Here is a 16,836-nt window from a genome sequence, read left to right as displayed (position 1 = left end):
AGGGTGCCTGAGCGACCAGATGTCGGGCCTGAGCCCCGCCTCTCACGTGGGGATTCCGGGGGAGGGGCGCCATCTCTTAGGCCTGACCTTACGGAAGTGTCTGAGGTCCGGTTGAGGACCCACGCGGACAGCATGTTCCCGTCGCGCGCTGTCAGATTCAGAACCCGACTGCACTGAATTCAGAAGTGGACTGCACTGATCCGCAGGTGTGACCCCGGCACGGACCGTAAGGGATCGCCTTGCGGAGATTCGGTCAATCCCAGACGGGACGTTCTACCGAGGGGCGCTTTCGTTTTCGTGGTCGAGCCAGTGGGCCCGGTCGGCGACGTTCTGGATCTCGGGGCTGCGGACCACCGCCTGCCCAATGAGATGCCGGACGGCCACCGGCAACGGCGGGGTGATGTTGTCCTCCCAGTCCGTCAGCACCCAGCATTCCTCGTAAGAATTGGCGGACTGTCGGAGCAACTCGTAAACGAGGAAATCGCAATCGTTCTTCGGGACGACAAGACCCAGGGCATCGTCGATCGCATCGTGGGTCCGCTCCCGCTCATCCGTCCTGCAGAGCTCATCCAACCGGTGGTGACCGGCTTCGATCCGGACCGAATCCTCGGGGCGCTGTTCGTAGAGGTCGGTGATTTCCCGCATCTGGTTCAGGTACGGGCGGATGGCTTCCAGGTACTCCTGGGCCAGGGCCGACAGCTGTTCCTTTGGGGTCTGTGTGTGCAGATCATCCGGAAACGAATACACGGAATCCTTGTCGCGTCTCCTACTCATGGCACCTTTTCGCCTGCCTTTCACCGTACGCACGTCCCGCACGGCACCCCGGCAGTGTCGGTTCAAACGTCTCATGGGCATGTACGCAGGAAAGCCTCACACGCTGGCCGGAGGAGCATCTGCACTGACATATATACCCGTGCGGAGGATTGCTTGGCACCGCCCACTACCGGCGGGGGCAGTGACTATCCGTACCGCCCCGTGAGTGGATTCCCCGCTGGGACGGTATTAGTGATGCGCTTCTTCGTGCGTCTTCGGGCCGGGGGGAACGCATGCCCGGGGCGCTTTGGTTCGTTCCCGTGGGCTGCGGTGATCGATGACAGGCCCCTGGAGTAGCTCCGTTTCCGTGCATGCGCTGCAGGCCGGGCCTGCACTGCAGCGGCGGGGTTAGTGCGCACCAAGGTCGTCTGGTGGCGGCGCGGGGCGGTGGCCGGTGAGGATGAGGGTGCGAAACCATCCGGTGGCGCCGGCGAGGATGGCTTCGAGGGGGCCTTTGCCCACGGCAGCTCGCCAGAGAACGGCGAAGAGTATGAACACGATGACCTGGATGGCGATGGACATGATCGGGCGCTCAGGATCAACGGTGTCGGTGGCCATGATCACGACGTGGGCGGAATAGAGGGTCAACGTCATCGACCCGGCCGCGGCGAGGGGACGAGTGGTGCGACCCAGATACGGCACCAGGAGCAATACAGCGCCCAGGACCGCCAGGGAGGTGCCCACGGTGTGCAGGATGGTCACCGGGGTCGAGGTATAGGGCGCCAGGATCGCCAGCCACCACCCCGTGGTGGTCGGCAGCCCATCCACTGCATCGTCCTCCCCGTAGACCAGGATGTTCTGGATCTGACCGTGGTCCAGGTCCGGGGTGGCGGCCGTGATCTGGCCCATTCCCCCGACCGGACCCAGCAGCAGCACCGACACCAGCCACGTGGACACCGCCAGAGCCGCCCCCGCGCCGAGCAGGGCAGCCGCGACCTTCTTCGAGTTCAGGTCCAGGCGACCGACCACCATCCCCACGCAGATGTAGGCCACCCAGGGCAGGACCGGGTAGTTCCCGGTGAGCAGCATGTCGGTGAGGAAGACCCCCGGGTGGGCCGCCGCCAACCCGAAGGTGTACTCGTCGTCGAACACCGGCATCTCCGGCCACCCGGCGCGGACCAGTTGCATCGCCACCGGCCCGGCCACCGCGAAAACCACGGCCAGGACCAACAGGGTCCGCCGCCCCAGGCCCAGCAGGGGTGCCGCCAACAAGAACAGGATCCCGTAGTACGGCAGGATGATCGCCACCGCCGTGTCCGTGGACCCCAGCAGCAGCCCGATCCCGGTGATCAGCACGGCTCGTAAAGCGAGGGCTCCCCGTGCGGCGGTCATCGCCCGTCCGATGGGTGGTTGCCGGCCGCCGGTCTGCAGGGCGATGGAGATCCCCGCGATCAGCGCGAAGAGCGCGGCCACCCGGCCCGCGAGCACGGTCCAGACCAGCAGGAGGTCTCCGGTCGGGGTATCGGGTAGCACGTTCACGACCACGATCCCGATCAGGGCCAGCCCCCGGGCGACGTCGACGCCCTCCACCCGGCGCGACACCGGGCCGCCCGGAGGCGCCGGCCCCGGGGTGGAGAACCCCTCGGCTGGTTTTGGCACGCGAATTCCACCAGTGGCCACTGCCACATCACCCCCTTTCAGGGTGTTCCCAGGGCAAGCACCGCTGCACCATTCCAGCTGGAAACCGCCGATAGGGCGATGGCGCGTCAGCCGGAGCGCCAGTCCGTCCACACGGCTTCGGCCCCGGAATGGCCGGTCACCACGACCTGATAGATCAGAAGCAACCCGGCCAGGACGGTGAGCACCCGCAGAGCCGCCACCATCCACCGAATGTCCCGTCCCGGGGCCAACCACTTGATCCGGGAAGTGCTCCAGGGGCCGGTGACCGCCACCGTCAAGATCACGACGACGGCGAAGACTCCCGCGACAATCTCGAGCCGGTCACCCTGGGCGGCATGAGCCTCGATCAGGGAGCTGGGGGATCCGACCTCCTCCAAGGCCTCCTCCAAGACCTCCCCGGCACTGGCGGTCAGTATCGTAAGGGCCGCAGTGAGTACCGCCAGGATGACGATGGGCCATTCCAGGACACGTTGCCAGGGTGGGCGCAGGGCGTAGACGATGCCGGTCAGGCCGGCCACCGGTGCGAAAGCGACGACCGCGTGCAGGAACAAGATGTGCGCAGGAAGCCCCAGAATCTCTACCATGAGCGCTGCCTTTCAGGTTCAAAGTGCCACCGGATTCCGAATCGACACCTGCCTTGAGGTGCACCCCCGCGCTGAACTGTGCGCCTCACAGCTGAATGCCTGCTGAGCTGGCCCTGATACCTGCCTGAGGATCGGGTCGCGCACAAGTGCCCATCACCCACCGGCCGAAAGGACCCTAGGGCGGCCTCCCGGTTTGTCCCTACGGTGACTACGATCGATAGAGTGTTCAAGGCCGCCATGAATCCTGGGCCACTCGATGGCATTCTGACGGTCGCGTCGATAACTACGCCCGCATAGACCTAAACGCCACAGTGAGCCTTCCGCAACGGGATCCGCTTACGAAAGAACTCGGTACGGGCTACCGCACCAGCAGGTTCTCGTGAACCTGCGTCCAGCCGTCATCGGTGAGATCGGTGGTGTTGGCCCCGTCGCGCACCACCCTGGCCTCAGCGCCGGCCACTCCGAGTGTCGCCAGCTGGGTATCAACATTGGAAGGGCCGTCACAGGCGGACGACTCCGCTTCCACGGCCACAATGCACACACCGCCGGCCATGCCGGGGTCGGCGGGCTTGGCAAGGAAGTATGAGATGCCCTCATGTTCGCCGACGAACCGGGCGCTGTCCGGCTCCATCTCACCCCGATACAGGTTGGCGGGCAGCGTCCGGTCGTCGGCTGCCGGCTCGTCCAGGACGCTGATGCCGGCATTGGCTTGGTTGCTGCATCCCGACACCAGGAAAAGCATGCACATAGCGGCGGCTGCCAAACCCTTGCGTTGCATTATGGCTCCTGACCATGGGCGTAGTGATACCCGCCACCATAGTCAGGAACGACTGAACCGCGTCAGGCTCGTGCCGCCTACGGAACACGGTGCCCCGCAAGGGGATCCCTTTCCGGGGAGTCTTGTTGAATGGGGGAATGGATATTCGCCCCTGCACCGACGCGGACCTGAGCGTGTTGTGCTCGCGCTGGAGGACACCCGGTGGCGTCCACGAGGCACACCATGTCTGCCAGCGGGCCGGCCAGACCACGTACCTGGTCGCGTGGCATGACCAGGAGCCACTGGGCTCCGGGGTCCTGCAATGGGGTGGGTGCATCGGGTCCAACGCCCGGACCGCGTACCCCGAGGCGGTGGAACTCAATCACCTGCAGGTCCGCGACGAGTATCGCGGACAAGGAGTGGGCAGCGCCCTGATCGCCGCCGCCGAGGACCTCATCGCGCGAACCGGCTGCTACCAGATGGCGGTCGGCGTCGCCGAGGACAACCCGGCCGCGGAGCGTCTATACCGCCGCCTGGGATACCGCCGCACCGGGGTCCTCGATGTCAGCGAGTACGACTGGATCACCCCCGAGGGAACAGTCCGCCATGAGACCGAACGCGATCACCTGCTGATCAAAGCCTTGAACTACACCAGTGAGCAGGAGGGGTAGTGCTCGTCGTCGAACGCGTGGTCGACCTGCTGACGGACCACTCGGTGGTCGAGGCCGACGCCGACATCCAAGAACGTGACTACTGGCTGGTCTATCTCGAGTACCGCCACATCACCGCCACCCTGATCTTCAATGGCCACTACTCCACCGACGACCGGATCAAGTACGGCCGTGAGCCGGGTTCCATACTCGAGGGGCCCGGTCTCTGGTACGTCCCGGACGGCACGCCGGCGGAGATCGCCTCGTTCCTGGCCGGCTGGATGATCGGCCGAGCCGGGGCGCCCCGCAACCCTTGCCCATGACCCAGCTACCCGGACGGGTGCCGGCCGAGTCCGATCCCCACGAAGGCGGGACCATTCCGCGTCCCAGCCAGTGGTTCTCCCCGTCTGCATTCTTTGAGGGTCAGCACCGGTCCCGCCTGGACCCGGACGAGCGGACCGGATGAGCACCCGGTGACCCCACCACCAGTTCCTCTGGTTCACCCAGCTGGACTGCCCCACGAGGGGATCCCCAACCGATACAGCGTCCGTGGACCCCGCGTCGGCGCAGGCACGGCTCACAGCACGCCACGGAACGTGGGGGCCGAGCCTTCCGGGTGGGAGGCGACGGACCGGGTGGCCAGCCCCTTCCCAGCGTGATAGATGACGGCCGCCCATGCTTGTCGACCTAGCCCCGCAGTACCGCGCGCAGCGTCGGCCGGGAGGCGGCTACCCCCAGCCGGATGAGCGCGACGCCGGCCACCAGGCATCCGGCGACCAGCGCCATGGAGGTGGGGCTGAACACGATCGCCGCGCCGATCATTGGCAGCGTGGTGATCACGGCGGCCCCGACGGAGAACACCAGCACGGTCCACAGCGGGCCGAACACCGAGCGCCGCCGGATGGCCTCCATCGTGGCTTCGGTCATCCCGATCCGGCCGAGCCCGCGGTACATCTCGGCTCGGTCCAGGACCTGTGCGGCCTGGGTGATGCCCACCGAGCACGCGGTCAGCACGAAGGCGATGAGCATGGTCAGCAGCACGCCCGTGCGCAGGTCCGCCATCAGCAGCAGGTCCTCCGGCCGGGCGCCCTCGGCCGACGTCGCGCCGGCCAGACCCATGCCCGCGCCGCCGACGACGCCGATGTACACGGTCACCGCCAGCCCGCCGACCTGGCGCCAGGCCTGCTGCGGGGACTCCAGGACGTTGCGGGCGGCCACCAGCTGGTTAGGGCCCTTTGCCCGGCGCCAGGACCGTCGGCTCATGACGGCCAGCAGCCAGGGGCCGATGAAGTGCAGGGCCAGCAGGGGCAGTCCGAAGCCGATCAGCACCATGACGAGGAAGAACATCATGTCCCCGACCCCGGCGACTTGCAGCATGAGCTGCGCCACGGCCACGCCGGCCAGCGCCAGCACCACCCGCACCCAGTGGACCCGGGCCGGTTGTTGACGGGTGCGCACTCCGAGCGGGGTGATCTCAATCCGGCGTAGTCCGGCCAGCGAGCTCAGCACCGCCAGCAGCAGCAGGGCACCGAGCACCGCGGCCAGCCAGGGCCCGCCCAGCCACATCCCCGCCCCGCCGATGGGCCGTCCGGCGAACGGGATCAGTCCGACCACGGGCATCAGGACCAGGTACCCGGCGACGCCGACCACCAGCCCGGCGGCGGCCAGCACCGCCGCCTCCGCCACGGCCAGGGTGCGCACCGTGCCGGTCCCGGCACCCAGCAGGCGCAGGGAGGACAGTCGTTCGTCCCGCCGTCGGGCCAGCAGCTTTGCCGCGGCGCCGGCCAGCCCGGCCAAGGGGAAGATCAGCAGCATCAGGGCGAACACCGAAAGCATGAGGTAGAAGCCGCCCAGCTCCCCGGTGATGGACCAGAAGGAAGATGCGCCACCGGCCACCAGCAGGGTCAGCGTGCCGACGATCGCGAAGGAGGCCACGGGCAGCACCCACACCTGCCGGTCGGAGAACAGCTTGCCTAGGAACAAGCGCAGCAGCGCCGCCGTGCCGTGGCGTCCGATACCCGTGCCCGACGGTGACGGGCCGGGCATCGCCGGAAGGTCACCGGCCGGCGCCGGAGCGTGGTCCCCGGTGGGGATCCCGGCGCGCGATCCGGACGGGGACGCGGGCAAACGCGCGCTCATCGGTGGCCTCCCTGGGAGCCCGCGGGGGACGCGGACCGTCCGGTGGCTGAGTCGGCCACGATCCGTCCGTCCTGCACGCGGACCAGGCGGGAGCAGCGGGCGGCGGTGGCCTCGTCGTGGGTGACCATGACCAGGGTGTGGCCGCGGCCGACGGTGGAGTCCAAGAGCGCGGTGAGCACTGAGGCGGAGGTGACCGAGTCCAGGGCGCCGGTGGGTTCGTCCGCGTAGACGACCTGCGGGTCGGCGACCTGGGCCCGGGCGATGGCCACGCGCTGGGCCTGGCCGCCGGAGAGTTCCCCGAGGCGGCGGTCCTGCATCCCGTCCAGTCCCAGGGCGGCTAGCCACTGCCCGGCGTGGTGCTCGGCGGCGGGGCGGGGCACGCCGGAGAGCATGAGTGGCAGGGCGACGTTCTCCTGCGCCGTGAGCTCGGGCAGCAACAGCCCGTCCTGGAAGACGAAGCCGAGGCGTTCGCGGCGCAGTCTCGCCCGGGCGTCCTCGTCCAGGGCGGTGACCTCCACCGGGTCGGACCCGGGCGCCGTGAACAGGACCGAGCCGGCCTCGGGCAGCAGGATCCCGGAGAGCACGTGCATCAGGGTGGTCTTGCCGGACCCGGACGGGCCCATGATCGCGACCGACTCACCGATCCCCACGGTGAGATCGACGCCATCGAGGGCGCGGGTGGTGCCGTAGTCCTTGACGAGGTTACGTGCGGTGAGCAGGGGCGGGGTGCCGATGGAGGGGTGGGTCATCATGGGTTCCACTCTCGCGTCGAGGCTGCCCCGCCGTCGTCGGCCCTCAGGGTGAACCTGGCCGGCGTGGATCCCCCCGGAGGATGAGGCAACAGGCGGTCCCGGAGGCGGAGTTACGGTGGCGAACGTGGACACCGCGCTGGGACCAGCTCAGTCCGGAGGAACCGATCCCTCTCCAGACTCAGTATCTTCTGAGACGACGCAGCAACTCCAGGCTGCCCCTTCACCGACGCCGTTTCACATGGGGATCCTCCAACGGGCGCCTCTCATCGGAGGGCTGCACAACTCCTGGATGGCCACGCTCAGAATGTTGTGTACGCCGGGTGCGGAGCTTGCCCTTTGCGGGATCCGCGTGCGCACCATGGCACGTGCCCAGCACTTTCCTCACTGTCGTGGGACGTCGCCTCGGGGCAAGAGGATGAGTCCTTCATGGGTCACGGTCGAGCCCAAAACCGAGCCGTGCCGGTCCAGGAAGGTGACATCGACATTGCCCAGACGGGTGAACCGTACACGGTCACCGGTTGGCGTTGAGACGTACTCGAAGATGCCCCCCAGCTCTTCCAGGGCGTGCAGGATCGCCCGATCGTAGGAATAGCGATGCAGGACTGCCGATGGCTGCGGTCGCTGGTAACCCGGACGGGCACCGACGCCGATCTGCCGGATCGGATCTAACCAGGCCAGTGTCCTGCTCAAGGGATGCTCGTTGTCCCCGTCGTGGAAAACCAGCTCGATGTACGCGGTCGCGGACCTGAGGGAGCGCATCCATTTCCGCTGTGCAGCCCCATCGAATCCTGCAACGGACTCGAGGGGCACCTGCTGACACATATTCCTAGCCTTATCCATCCAGGCGGCACCGCAAAACCACTGATGATCCAGGACCGGGTGGCTCCCAGACTCACTCGGCTGCTCGCCCTCAGTCGTCCCTGTATGGGGATCCCCCTCCGGCATAGGAGTTCGGCGGCATGATGGGACGACGACCGGAATGGAGTGACCATGAATGATGCCGCCACGAGCCTGTCGGCTCTCATCACGTCCAAGCGGAGACTCTTCGCTCCCGAACAGATCGAGGCCACGGTCCACGCCACCGACGGAAACGCCACCCGCATCTTCCACGTGGTCGCCCGGACCCCGGCCGGCGAATACCGCGGCACCAACGACGACGAATCCGTCAGCTACAACCCCCACACCGGTGAACTGGTCCTCGAGCCGGCGGACGCCCCGCCGCTGCGGACGCACCGCGACGAGTTCCCGATGTCACACCCGGCGCTGGCCATGTTCAGCCCCCTGGACCTCCCCATCTGGGACGCCTCCACTAACTACGAGGTTGTGGATGCCTGGCGCAACGGGGACAGCGTCCGGCTGGAGTTCGCCGGCCAGGTTGGGTGTGGCCACGCGATCGTGGACCTGGAGAACCACGTCGCCGTGGAACTGCGGTACCGGGACTGGCTGTACACGGTGCGTGACCTGTCCACCACGCTCCACGGCGACCTCGGCAGGACGGCTTGGGACTGACCGCCGCGCACGGGAACCACGCGGTCGGTGCACGTAGGGGGGATATCCCCGGGCGGCTTGCCGAAGTTCTTTGCGGCGCAGGGATGGTTAGGAGAAATCGGAGTACCGTGCCGAGCCGTCGGTGTACTTGTAGCCGATGGGGAACTGCTCGATGATGACATGCCCTGGAAACTCGTCCTGAATCTCTTCGGCGAACTCACTGGCGTCGCTCGGGTCGTCGAACACCCCCAAGACGACGTTGTCAGGCATTTCGTCCTGCTGCACGATCCATACCCGGCGCCCGCGCCTCCGCCACCTCATGCCGCCAGCATAGGTTTCAGCGCGCGGGAGTCCGAGGCCGAGCCTCCGCACCGTAAGGGGATCCCTCGCCGGGACGGCGTTGGCGAACTGCATCTTGGCCCATCCTCGGGCCGGTGGGGGTTCTGCTAGCGGGACGTTTGGCATGTAGTAGACAGAAGGTTCGCGGACCAGATCCTGGAATTCAGGAGAAACAAGTTACTGTGACGTCCGACCCGATTCAGACATGCGTCTTGCTGGCCTTATGCTTCGGGAGCACGCGATCATCGGAGGTTGGCATGACGGAAAATCCGCGGCAGGAGCGACGCATCGAGGCCCTGGTCTTGTGCATAGTCGGCTTTGGGTTTGCCCTGTCAGTGGCTGCGGTGAACGCGCTATTTTTCCCCGGTGAGTCGTTCTGGGACAACCTGCAGCCCGGCGTGGGTTTCGCCCTCGGACTAGTGCTTGCCTATCCGATCCTTAAGTGGAGGGCTCGCCGGAAGCGTTAGCACCTCATGCCCTGTGCGCTGCGGTTCATGGGACCGGTCGGTATGTGCAGTCGAAATCCGACATCTGCGCCGTCGACCACGACTCTCCTGCGGGTCGAGTCAAGACCGGCGACTCGCTGAAGGATCCCCGCTACGGGATGGCTTTGAGGTCGGAGAAGCTTGCCGTCTTGATGAGAGCGCGGTGACCAGGGGTTGAGGCCCCCGGGCCAGTACCCAATATTGGGAGGACCCAGTATGGCCTCCTTCAGGAAGAGCGTTGATGAGACGACTAAGTGACACGACGATTCGCCAAAGAGGGCGCCTGATGTTCTGGCTCTACATGCTTCCCATTGGAACGTGTTTCATTTTCGGACTGGCCATACACCACTGGGGGATCGTCATTGCGGCGCTGATCGCCGCTGTCTTTTGGGTCGGCTTCTTGTTGCACAACGAGAAGAAGACACGGGATGACCCGCCGCACGCGAACTACTGAGCCTCCAGGTTTCCCTGTTCCAGAACGCTATATCGACTACCAGCAGCGCGAGCGTCCAAAACCCAATCACAGCCTTGGTGAAACGATCACTGGAATCCGCCCAAAGGTATCTGACCGTCTGCGTACCGTGGCATCCGTTTGGGGATCGCCTCGTGGGACGGTCCAACTGTGTGCATCGGGAAGGACTGGCGGTGGGAGCACTGGGTGTTCATCCGCTCCGCTCGTCCGGGTCCAGCCGGGCCCGGTGTTGACCTTCGAAGAAGGCTGGCGGGGAGAACCACTCGCTAGGGCGGGGAACGTTCCCACTTCCGTGAGGCTCGGGCTGGCCTGGTGTCGATCCGGAAAGCTCGGCGACTGGAGAAGGCTGCGGGGGCGCCCCGGCGCGGCCGATCATCCAGCCGGCCAGGAACGAGGCGATCTCCACCGGCGTTCCGTCCGGAACATACCAAAGACCGGGACCTTCTTGGACGGATCCCGGCTCTCGTCCGCGCTGGATGCGGTCCTCGGTGGAGTATTGACCGTTGAAGATCAGGATGGCGGTGATGTGCCGGTACTCGAGATAGACCAGCCAGTAGTCGCGTTCTTGGATGTCAGCGTCGGCCTCGACCACCGAGTGGTCCGTCAGCAGCTCGACCACGCGTTCGATGACGAGCATTACCGGGCTCGCTCCATAGTGGGGCCGAGGTTCTTGACCAGGAGGTGATCGCGTTCGGTCTCATGCCGGACGGCTCCCTCGGCGGTGATCCAGTCGTACTCGCTGACGTCGACGACCCCAGTGGGGCGGTAGCCCAGGCGGCGGTACAGGCGCTCGGCGTCCGGGTTGTCATCGGCGACGCCGACCGCCATCTGGCGCCGGCCGGTCTGTGATGCGAGGGCCTCGGCGGCGGTGATCAGGGCGCTGCCCACTCCTTGTCCGCGGTACGCGTCGCGGACTTGCAGGTGGTTCAGTTCCACCGCCTCGGGGTACGCGGCCCGGGCGTTGGATCCGATGCACCCACCCCACTGCAGTACTCCGGAGCCCAGTGGCTCCTGATCCTGCCACGCGACCAGAAAGGTGGTCTGGCCGGCCCGCTGGCGGCCGTGGTGTGCCTCGTGGACTCCGCCGGGCGTCCTCCAGCGCGCGCACAACACGCTCAGGTCCGCGTCGGTGCAGGGGCGAATATCCATTCCCCCATTCAACAAGACGCGCCCGAAAAGGGATCCTCCTGCGGGCACAAGGTGGATGGTGCTTTTGCGCTCCTTTAATGGGCTAGAACTAGGGCGTGCCTCCCTATGTCGAAGCTACCGACCAGGTCTCCAATGGCTGGGGCAGACCTCGATGACGATTGGCGCCGAAACTCCGGCGAGAACTCGCTGAACCAGGGGCACACTTAGCTGAATGGAAGAACCACAAATGGGACCCCCTACCCCTGCTCAATCTCGACTCCTCGCGGAGCTCGTGAGAGTTGCGGAGGGCTACGCCGCAGTACTTCGCCAGCAGTTCACTGACTGCAAAACCCGTCCCAAAGAATACTGCGAGGAATGCTTTGAGTTATCAGTGGCGGCCCAGACGCCGCCGTTGCCGCCAGAAGCGGAAAATCCCTTAGTTTTTGACGCTTCGACTTCCGACCCTTCTCAAACCGCACTGTTGGTGATGCTGTGGCATGAGGGAAGGCGTGTCGATGACTTGGAAATTTCATATCTTGAAGAACACCCACCGATTGCTTCCCTAAGCATCAACTCCTTGCTTCACGAGGATGCCGACTGAACTCCTCAGTTGGCGCCGTGCCTACCGTTGCCCAGCATCGCGACGAACTCGGCGCCATCCCTGAGGGCGTGTCCCCCACAGGGATCCCGCTAACGGACATCCCTGCGCCCATGGACGGTGCCGCCATCAAGCGATCACAGAAGACCGCCGTTTAGCGATCAATTTTCATTTCACGCGTCCAGGCAAAGCTGTTACGAGTCAGCATGAGGCGGTCGGCACCCACGTGAAGTCGGTCCCGGAGAACTCGGTGTACTCCCAGTTGTCAGCTGTCCTGTACCGCAGCTTGAGCCGGTCCAGGCTCGCCGGCCTCGCCAACCCGTCCCCCTCGACCTGGACGATCAGGTTGACCTCCTCGCCGGCGCCAACCGTGTACCGCAGCGGTTCGGGGGACAGCTGCGGCCACGGCATCTCTGGGTCGGCCAGGTCGCGGTTGCCGGCCATGAACCCGTCGGCGTCCGGGTTCACCGGGGCCACCCCGGAGGCCACGAGCTCGACGCCTGCCGGGTTGACCAGCTCGATGCCGGTCAGGGTGATGGACTCACCGGTGGGGTTCCGGACTCGCTCCCCGAGGAAGTACGGCTCTTGGAGAACGGAGTCCGGCACGCAGTAGTGGACTCCGGTGCGCCAGATCGCGGCGTCCACCCCAAAGCCCAACGGTCCGATGGTGCCCTCGGCCACGGCGCATCCGGTCATCGCGCCGCTGAGCATGGCTGTGACCGCGGTGGCGGCCCAGCGAGTCTTAGTCACCATGGTCCACCCACGGGACTGCGTCCAGGTCGGTCAGTCGCCAGCTGTGGGTGTCCGCGGGGTGGAGTATCCCCTCGCGCGCGTGCTCGTCACCCTGCTGCTCGATTTCTACCCTGGTGACTAGTGTGACCTGCGCATTCTCGGACATCGTCATGGTGCCAACCTATAGATGACTACGGGCGCTGTCTTGTGTCAGCAACCACAAACTCCGGCAGGTCGGTGGAATGCGGAATGGTGAGACGCTTCCACGGTCAAATGAGAACTCGCGCTATAAAGGGGTCGCCCTGGCTCATCCTCGGCCGTTGGTCGACCCGGTATACCGATCCGCGTTCAACGTTCCACAGGCACGTCGTTGGATTCCTGCAGGACCAAAGGCGCACGGGCGCCACCCCTAGACGGAGAGGCCGCACCGTGCGTATGCGCTCCAATGGTCGGGACTGCTGCACCGATAGGTGACAGGGTGGGTCAGGCTGCCTAAGCGGCAGCTGTGGTCATGATGGTCTCGTATTCGATGGGGGTCAATCGGCCCAGGGATGATTGCCTGCGGCGGCGGTGGTAGGTCCGCTCGATCCAGGTGACGATCGCGAGCCGCAGCTCCTGGCGGGTGGCCCACCGGCGACGATCCAGGACGTTCTTCTGCAGCAGCGCGAAGAAGCTCTCCATCGCGGCGTTGTCCCCGGCCGCCCCGACCCGGCCCATGGAACCGACCATGGCGTGGCGGTGCAGGGCGCGCACGAACTTTCGGCTTCGAAATTGAGATCCTCGGTCCGTGTGGACCACGCAGCCGGCCACGTCACCGCGGCGGGCGACGGCGTTGTTGAGCGCCGCGACCGCGAGCCGGGACTTCATCCGGTCGCTGATGGAGTAGCCCACGATCCGGTTGGAGTACACGTCCTTGATCGCGCAGAGGTAGAGCTTGCCCTCCGCGGTGCGGTGTTCGGTGATATCGGACAGCCACAACGCGTTCGGCCCGTCGGCGGCGAACCGGTGACGGGTCGCGCCGTGCTCGTCGAGGTAGGCGCACAGGTCGTCGTGGACCGGAGGGCCAGGCGTCTTGCCGTTCTTGCCGCGTTTCTTGCCGAACGCCGACCACCAACCGTTGGTCGAGCAGATCCGCCAGGCGGTGCGCTCGGCCATCGGTTCACCGGCATCCCGGGCCTCCTCAACCAGGTACCGGTAGCCGAACTCCCGGTCATCGGTGTGGGCGTCGAACAGGGCGTTGGCGCGGTAGGCCTCGGTGAGTTCGGCGGTGGCGACCGGGGTGGCGAGCCAGCGGTAGTAGGGCTGGCGGGAGAGCTTCAGGACCCGACACGTCACCATGACGGGGATACCGTCGGCGGCGAGCTCCTTCACGAGCGGGTAGAGCCTTTTGACGGCAGGTTGGCCTGCGACAGGTAGGCCGCCGCCCGGCGCAACACCTCGTTCTCCTGCTCCAGCAACCGGATGCGCTTCTTGGCCTCGCGCAGTTCCGCGTTCTCCGCTGCGGGCGTTCCGGGCCGGGCGCCGTCCTCGACCTCGGCCTGGCGTATCCAGTTGCGCACACAGGACTCGGCGATGCCGAAATCCGCGGCGATCTGCTTGATCGTTTGGCCTGCTTCACGGTTGCGGACGACGTTCACGACGTCGTCGCGGAACTCCTGGGGATAGGGCTTGGGCACGGTGTTCATCCTTCCAGCAACGCCTCACAGCGTCACAGATCAGATGTCACCTATTCGTGCAGCAGTCCCGTGGCCTGTTGGGCGATGGTGTGGGCGAGGCGGTAGGAGTCGGTGCCGGTTTCGATGATGGTGCCGTTGAAGGTCAGTCGGTCCACGATCGCGGCGCACAGGCGGGGGTCGGTGAAGGTCTTGGTCCAGCCGGAGAAGGATTCGTTGGAGGCGATCGCGATGGAGTTCTTCTCCTCGCGTTCGGTCAGGACCTGGAAGAGGAGTTCGGCGCCGCGGCGGTCCAGTTCCATGTACCCGAGCTCGTCGATGCACAGCAGGTCCACCCGGCCGTAGCGGGCGATGGTCTTGGCCAGGACCTTCTCGTCGGCGGCCTCGACGAGTTCGTTCACCAACCGGGTAGCCAGGGTGTACTTGACCCGGTAGCCCTTCTCCGCCGCGGCAGTGCCGAGCCCGATGAGCAGGTGAGACTTCCCCGTGCCGGAGTCCCCAATAAGGCATAGGGGCGCGCCCTTGCGGATCCAGTCCCCGGTGGCCAGGGTGTGGATGGTGGCGGGGTTGATGTTCGGGTTCGCGTCGAAGTCGAAGTCCCCGAGCCACTTGTCCCGGGGGAAGCTCGCGGCCTTGACCCGGCGGATGGAGGAACGCCGGTCCCGGTCGTCGCACTCGGCCAACAACAGCTCGGCCAGAAATCCCTGGTAGGTGAGTTGTTCCTTCCCGGCCACGGCCAGGGCCTCGTCCAGGACCGCCCGGATGGTGGGCAACCGGAGCCGGCGGCAGGCCTGGTCCACGGCGGCGACCGCGGCCTGCTCGGTCAGCCCGCGGCGTCGGCGCAGGGTCGGGGTGATGGTGGTGGCCGGGGCGGTGTGACTCATGAGATGTTCTCCTTCGGCACGGTGCCGGACTCGGTGGGGTGGTCGATGGAGTGTTCGGTGCGTTTGGCCAGCAGCTCGTCATAGGCGTTGATCGAGGGCAGCGGGCGGGTGTCCGGCGGGAGCCCGGCAATCACCGCTGCCGGGTCCATCAGCCGGCGCTGGGTCAGGCTGACAACCCGGTGCACATTCACTTCATCGCGGGCACCGGGATGACGGTCCGAACCGGACCCACCCCCGGAACCCGGAATGGTGTTGGTGGCGTGGCGGCGGGCCTCGACCGCCACGACGTCGGCGCTGACCGCGCCTACGCTCAGGGCCGCGGTGATCCCGGCCTGGATGTCGGCCGCATCCATGGAGCGGTGCAACAGCAGCACGTCGATGAGCTCCCGGGTGCCGTCGGCGTCGCCGTTGACCCGGCGGGAGGCGGCCCAGAATGCCTCGTGGGCTCCGGTGAACGCCCCGGAGTCCCGGGCCCGGGCCAGGGCGGTGGACCCGGGCAGGGCCCCGGGCTTGGTCTTGAGGACCTCGAGGTAGTGGTCCAGCTGGACCGACTGGCCGTGCTTGGCGACGACCCGCCGGTGCCGGGCGGCCACCGTACGGCCGTCGAACACCACCAGCTCCGAGGCCCGCAGCGAGACCCGGACCTTCCGGCCGATGAACCGGGCCGGGACGGAGTACTTCACCATCCGCACCGTGATCATCGAGGACCGGTCCACCCGCGGGGTCAACACCAGGCCCGGGTCGAAGGCCTCCGCCGGCAGCGGTGACAAGGACGGTTGTTCGATGGCGAAGTCCTGGCCGATAGTGCGGATCCGGTCGTTGATGCGCCGGTGCTCGTCCTCGGCCTCCCACCCCCGGATCCGGTCGTTGAGCTCATCCAGGGAATCGGTGACCGGCATCGGGGAGAGCCGGTTGCGGCGGAACCAGCCCACCTCGCCCTCGACCCCGCCCTTCTCGTGCGCCCCGGCAAGACCGGGCTGACAGTAGAAAGGGTCGAAGCCGTAGTGGGAGCGGAACAACACCCACCGGTCGTTCTCCACCCGCTGCCGGCCCTGCCCGAACACCACCGCGGTGACCGCGCTGGTCAAGTTGTCATACCTGATGTGTCGGGTCGGCACCCCGCCGATCTCCTGGAACGCCTCGAGGTGGCCCTCCAAGAAGGCCTCCTGCGCCTGGGTCGGGTAGATCCGGTGGATGGCCTTGCCCGAGTGGGAGAGCCGGAAGACGAACAGGTGGCACTTCGTTTTCACGCCGTTCAGCACGACCCAGACCTCGCCGAAGTCCACCTCGGCCTCCGCGCCCGGGGCGTGGTCCTGCGGGATGAACACCTCGACCCGGCGCCCGGCCTCCACATCGATCTGCGCCCGACGCACCCGCACGTAGTCCCGCACCGTGGAATACGACAGTTCCTCCGCCCCGTGCTCCTCGATCAGCCGGGCCAGGATCCGCCGGGCGGTATGGCGCTGCTTGCGCGGCGCCGTGGTGTCCTCGATGAGCATCGCATCGATCGCCGCCTTGAATGGCCCCAACCGCCAGGCCACCCCTTGACGTGGTTTGCGCTCCGGAGGGACCGCCGATTCCAGGGCCTGTCGCACCGTTTTGCGGTGGACCCCATGCCGGGTGGCCAGCGCGCGAACCGACAGGCCCTCGACCCGGGCATCCCGTCGGATCTGCGCGAACAACTCCACTCTCGACTCCATCCCGACCAGCCTTCCGCCGCAT

The 16,836-nt window shown here is 66.5% G+C and carries 19 protein-coding genes; 5 read left to right on the top strand and 14 right to left on the bottom strand.

What is annotated here, in order from left to right; all coding sequences use genetic code 11:
- Positions 1-273: 273 nt before the first annotated feature.
- The 4 genes from GGQ69_RS06535 to GGQ69_RS06520 all read right to left on the bottom strand — a co-directional run bounded on the left by GGQ69_RS06535 (position 274) and on the right by GGQ69_RS06520 (position 3,795).
- A complete protein-coding gene (locus tag GGQ69_RS06535) occupies positions 274-747 on the bottom strand; it encodes a hypothetical protein (RefSeq protein WP_183526117.1) in 474 nt (157 codons plus the stop codon).
- Positions 748-1,161: 414 nt separating this feature from the next.
- A complete protein-coding gene (locus GGQ69_RS06530) occupies positions 1,162-2,412 on the bottom strand; it encodes a heparan-alpha-glucosaminide N-acetyltransferase domain-containing protein (protein WP_183526114.1) in 1,251 nt (416 codons plus the stop codon).
- Positions 2,413-2,519: 107 nt separating this feature from the next.
- Positions 2,520-3,017, bottom strand: a complete 498-nt coding sequence (locus GGQ69_RS06525) for a DUF2231 domain-containing protein (protein ID WP_183526111.1) — start codon at positions 3,015-3,017, stop codon at positions 2,520-2,522.
- A 358-nt stretch (positions 3,018-3,375) separates the two neighbouring features.
- On the bottom strand, positions 3,376-3,795 hold the full coding sequence (locus GGQ69_RS06520; protein ID WP_183526108.1) for a hypothetical protein: 420 nt from the start codon (positions 3,793-3,795) through the stop codon (positions 3,376-3,378).
- A gap of 137 nt (positions 3,796-3,932) precedes the next feature.
- Here GGQ69_RS06520 and GGQ69_RS06515 point away from each other — a divergent pair, with 137 nt between their 5' ends.
- Entirely contained in the window at positions 3,933-4,445 is a 513-nt protein-coding gene (locus GGQ69_RS06515) for a GNAT family N-acetyltransferase (RefSeq protein WP_183526106.1), read from the top strand.
- On the top strand, positions 4,445-4,747 hold the full coding sequence (locus GGQ69_RS06510; protein ID WP_183526103.1) for a hypothetical protein: 303 nt from the start codon (positions 4,445-4,447) through the stop codon (positions 4,745-4,747). The genes GGQ69_RS06515 and GGQ69_RS06510 overlap by 1 nt, the downstream gene beginning before the upstream one ends.
- A gap of 364 nt (positions 4,748-5,111) precedes the next feature.
- Here GGQ69_RS06510 and GGQ69_RS06505 read toward each other — a convergent pair whose 3' ends face one another.
- The 3 genes from GGQ69_RS06505 to GGQ69_RS06495 form a co-directional block, all read right to left on the bottom strand.
- Complete coding sequence (locus GGQ69_RS06505) at positions 5,112-6,563, bottom strand: hypothetical protein (protein WP_183526100.1); 1,452 nt, start codon at positions 6,561-6,563, stop codon at positions 5,112-5,114.
- Positions 6,560-7,312 carry an ABC transporter ATP-binding protein gene (locus tag GGQ69_RS06500; protein WP_183528370.1) on the bottom strand — a complete coding sequence of 251 codons (753 nt, stop codon included), beginning with the start codon at positions 7,310-7,312 and terminating at the stop codon, positions 6,560-6,562. The genes GGQ69_RS06505 and GGQ69_RS06500 overlap by 4 nt, the downstream gene beginning before the upstream one ends.
- A gap of 384 nt (positions 7,313-7,696) precedes the next feature.
- A complete protein-coding gene (locus tag GGQ69_RS06495; RefSeq protein ID WP_183526097.1) occupies positions 7,697-8,125 on the bottom strand; it encodes a hypothetical protein in 429 nt (142 codons plus the stop codon).
- 180 nt (positions 8,126-8,305) lie between these two features.
- On the opposite strand from GGQ69_RS06495, the gene GGQ69_RS06490 reads away from it, so the two are divergent.
- Positions 8,306-8,824, top strand: coding sequence for a hypothetical protein (locus GGQ69_RS06490; RefSeq protein WP_183526094.1), 519 nt, complete (start codon positions 8,306-8,308; stop codon positions 8,822-8,824).
- 87 nt (positions 8,825-8,911) lie between these two features.
- Here the strand turns inward: GGQ69_RS06490 and GGQ69_RS06485 are convergent, their stop codons facing one another.
- A complete protein-coding gene (locus GGQ69_RS06485) occupies positions 8,912-9,217 on the bottom strand; it encodes a hypothetical protein (RefSeq protein ID WP_255459435.1) in 306 nt (101 codons plus the stop codon).
- Between the two features lie 696 nt (positions 9,218-9,913).
- On the opposite strand from GGQ69_RS06485, the gene GGQ69_RS06480 reads away from it, so the two are divergent.
- Positions 9,914-10,081, top strand: a complete 168-nt coding sequence (locus GGQ69_RS06480) for a hypothetical protein (RefSeq protein ID WP_183526091.1) — start codon at positions 9,914-9,916, stop codon at positions 10,079-10,081.
- A 208-nt stretch (positions 10,082-10,289) separates the two neighbouring features.
- Here GGQ69_RS06480 and GGQ69_RS06475 read toward each other — a convergent pair whose 3' ends face one another.
- Positions 10,290-10,736, bottom strand: coding sequence for a hypothetical protein (locus tag GGQ69_RS06475; RefSeq protein ID WP_183526088.1), 447 nt, complete (start codon positions 10,734-10,736; stop codon positions 10,290-10,292).
- Positions 10,736-11,248, bottom strand: coding sequence for a GNAT family N-acetyltransferase (locus GGQ69_RS06470; RefSeq protein ID WP_183526085.1), 513 nt, complete (start codon positions 11,246-11,248; stop codon positions 10,736-10,738). The genes GGQ69_RS06475 and GGQ69_RS06470 overlap by 1 nt, the downstream gene beginning before the upstream one ends.
- Positions 11,249-11,519: 271 nt before the next feature.
- Between GGQ69_RS06470 and GGQ69_RS06465 the strand changes: the two genes are divergently transcribed.
- Entirely contained in the window at positions 11,520-11,828 is a 309-nt protein-coding gene (locus tag GGQ69_RS06465; protein ID WP_183526082.1) for a hypothetical protein, read from the top strand.
- A gap of 198 nt (positions 11,829-12,026) precedes the next feature.
- Here the strand turns inward: GGQ69_RS06465 and GGQ69_RS06460 are convergent, their stop codons facing one another.
- The 4 genes from GGQ69_RS06460 to istA form a co-directional block, all read right to left on the bottom strand.
- Entirely contained in the window at positions 12,027-12,578 is a 552-nt protein-coding gene (locus tag GGQ69_RS06460; RefSeq protein WP_183526079.1) for a hypothetical protein, read from the bottom strand.
- Between the two features lie 471 nt (positions 12,579-13,049).
- Positions 13,050-14,233, bottom strand: a protein-coding gene (locus GGQ69_RS06455; RefSeq protein ID WP_183523301.1) for an IS3 family transposase whose coding sequence is annotated in 2 segments (ribosomal slippage) — positions 13,050-13,946 and positions 13,949-14,233 — 1,182 coding nt in all. Because the reading frame shifts where the segments join, the coding sequence is not laid out codon by codon here.
- Between the two features lie 50 nt (positions 14,234-14,283).
- Entirely contained in the window at positions 14,284-15,114 is an 831-nt protein-coding gene (istB, locus tag GGQ69_RS06450) for an IS21-like element helper ATPase IstB (RefSeq protein WP_183526076.1), read from the bottom strand.
- Positions 15,111-16,814, bottom strand: a complete 1,704-nt coding sequence (gene istA, locus GGQ69_RS06445) for an IS21 family transposase (protein ID WP_183526073.1) — start codon at positions 16,812-16,814, stop codon at positions 15,111-15,113. Before istA ends, istB begins: the two co-directional genes overlap by 4 nt.
- Positions 16,815-16,836 lie beyond the last annotated feature (22 nt).

This window comes from Micrococcus sp. TA1 (assembly GCF_014199555.1).
Classification (GTDB): Bacteria; Actinomycetota; Actinomycetes; order Actinomycetales; family Micrococcaceae; genus Citricoccus.
The sequence above is the reverse complement of the archived record's forward strand: the minus strand, read 5'-3'. Positions and strand labels throughout refer to the sequence as shown.

Excerpts from the sequence above, each read along its gene's own strand:
- GGQ69_RS06490 (WP_183526094.1), top strand. The coding sequence starts at position 8,306 with ATGAATGATGCCGCCACGAGCCTGTCGGCTCTCATCACGTCCAAGCGG.
- GGQ69_RS06500 (WP_183528370.1), bottom strand. The coding sequence starts at position 7,312 with ATGACCCACCCCTCCATCGGCACCCCGCCCCTGCTCACCGCACGTAAC.
- GGQ69_RS06525 (WP_183526111.1), bottom strand. The coding sequence starts at position 3,017 with ATGGTAGAGATTCTGGGGCTTCCTGCGCACATCTTGTTCCTGCACGCG.
- GGQ69_RS06520 (WP_183526108.1), bottom strand. The coding sequence starts at position 3,795 with ATGCAACGCAAGGGTTTGGCAGCCGCCGCTATGTGCATGCTTTTCCTG.
- GGQ69_RS06485 (WP_255459435.1), bottom strand. The coding sequence starts at position 9,217 with ATGCAGTTCGCCAACGCCGTCCCGGCGAGGGATCCCCTTACGGTGCGG.
- istA (WP_183526073.1), bottom strand. The coding sequence starts at position 16,814 with ATGGAGTCGAGAGTGGAGTTGTTCGCGCAGATCCGACGGGATGCCCGG.
- GGQ69_RS06470 (WP_183526085.1), bottom strand. The coding sequence starts at position 11,248 with ATGGATATTCGCCCCTGCACCGACGCGGACCTGAGCGTGTTGTGCGCG.
- GGQ69_RS06460 (WP_183526079.1), bottom strand. The coding sequence starts at position 12,578 with ATGGTGACTAAGACTCGCTGGGCCGCCACCGCGGTCACAGCCATGCTC.
- istB (WP_183526076.1), bottom strand. The coding sequence starts at position 15,114 with ATGAGTCACACCGCCCCGGCCACCACCATCACCCCGACCCTGCGCCGA.
- GGQ69_RS06515 (WP_183526106.1), top strand. The coding sequence starts at position 3,933 with ATGGATATTCGCCCCTGCACCGACGCGGACCTGAGCGTGTTGTGCTCG.
- GGQ69_RS06475 (WP_183526088.1), bottom strand. The coding sequence starts at position 10,736 with ATGCTCGTCATCGAACGCGTGGTCGAGCTGCTGACGGACCACTCGGTG.
- GGQ69_RS06480 (WP_183526091.1), top strand. The coding sequence starts at position 9,914 with ATGTTCTGGCTCTACATGCTTCCCATTGGAACGTGTTTCATTTTCGGA.
- GGQ69_RS06505 (WP_183526100.1), bottom strand. The coding sequence starts at position 6,563 with ATGAGCGCGCGTTTGCCCGCGTCCCCGTCCGGATCGCGCGCCGGGATC.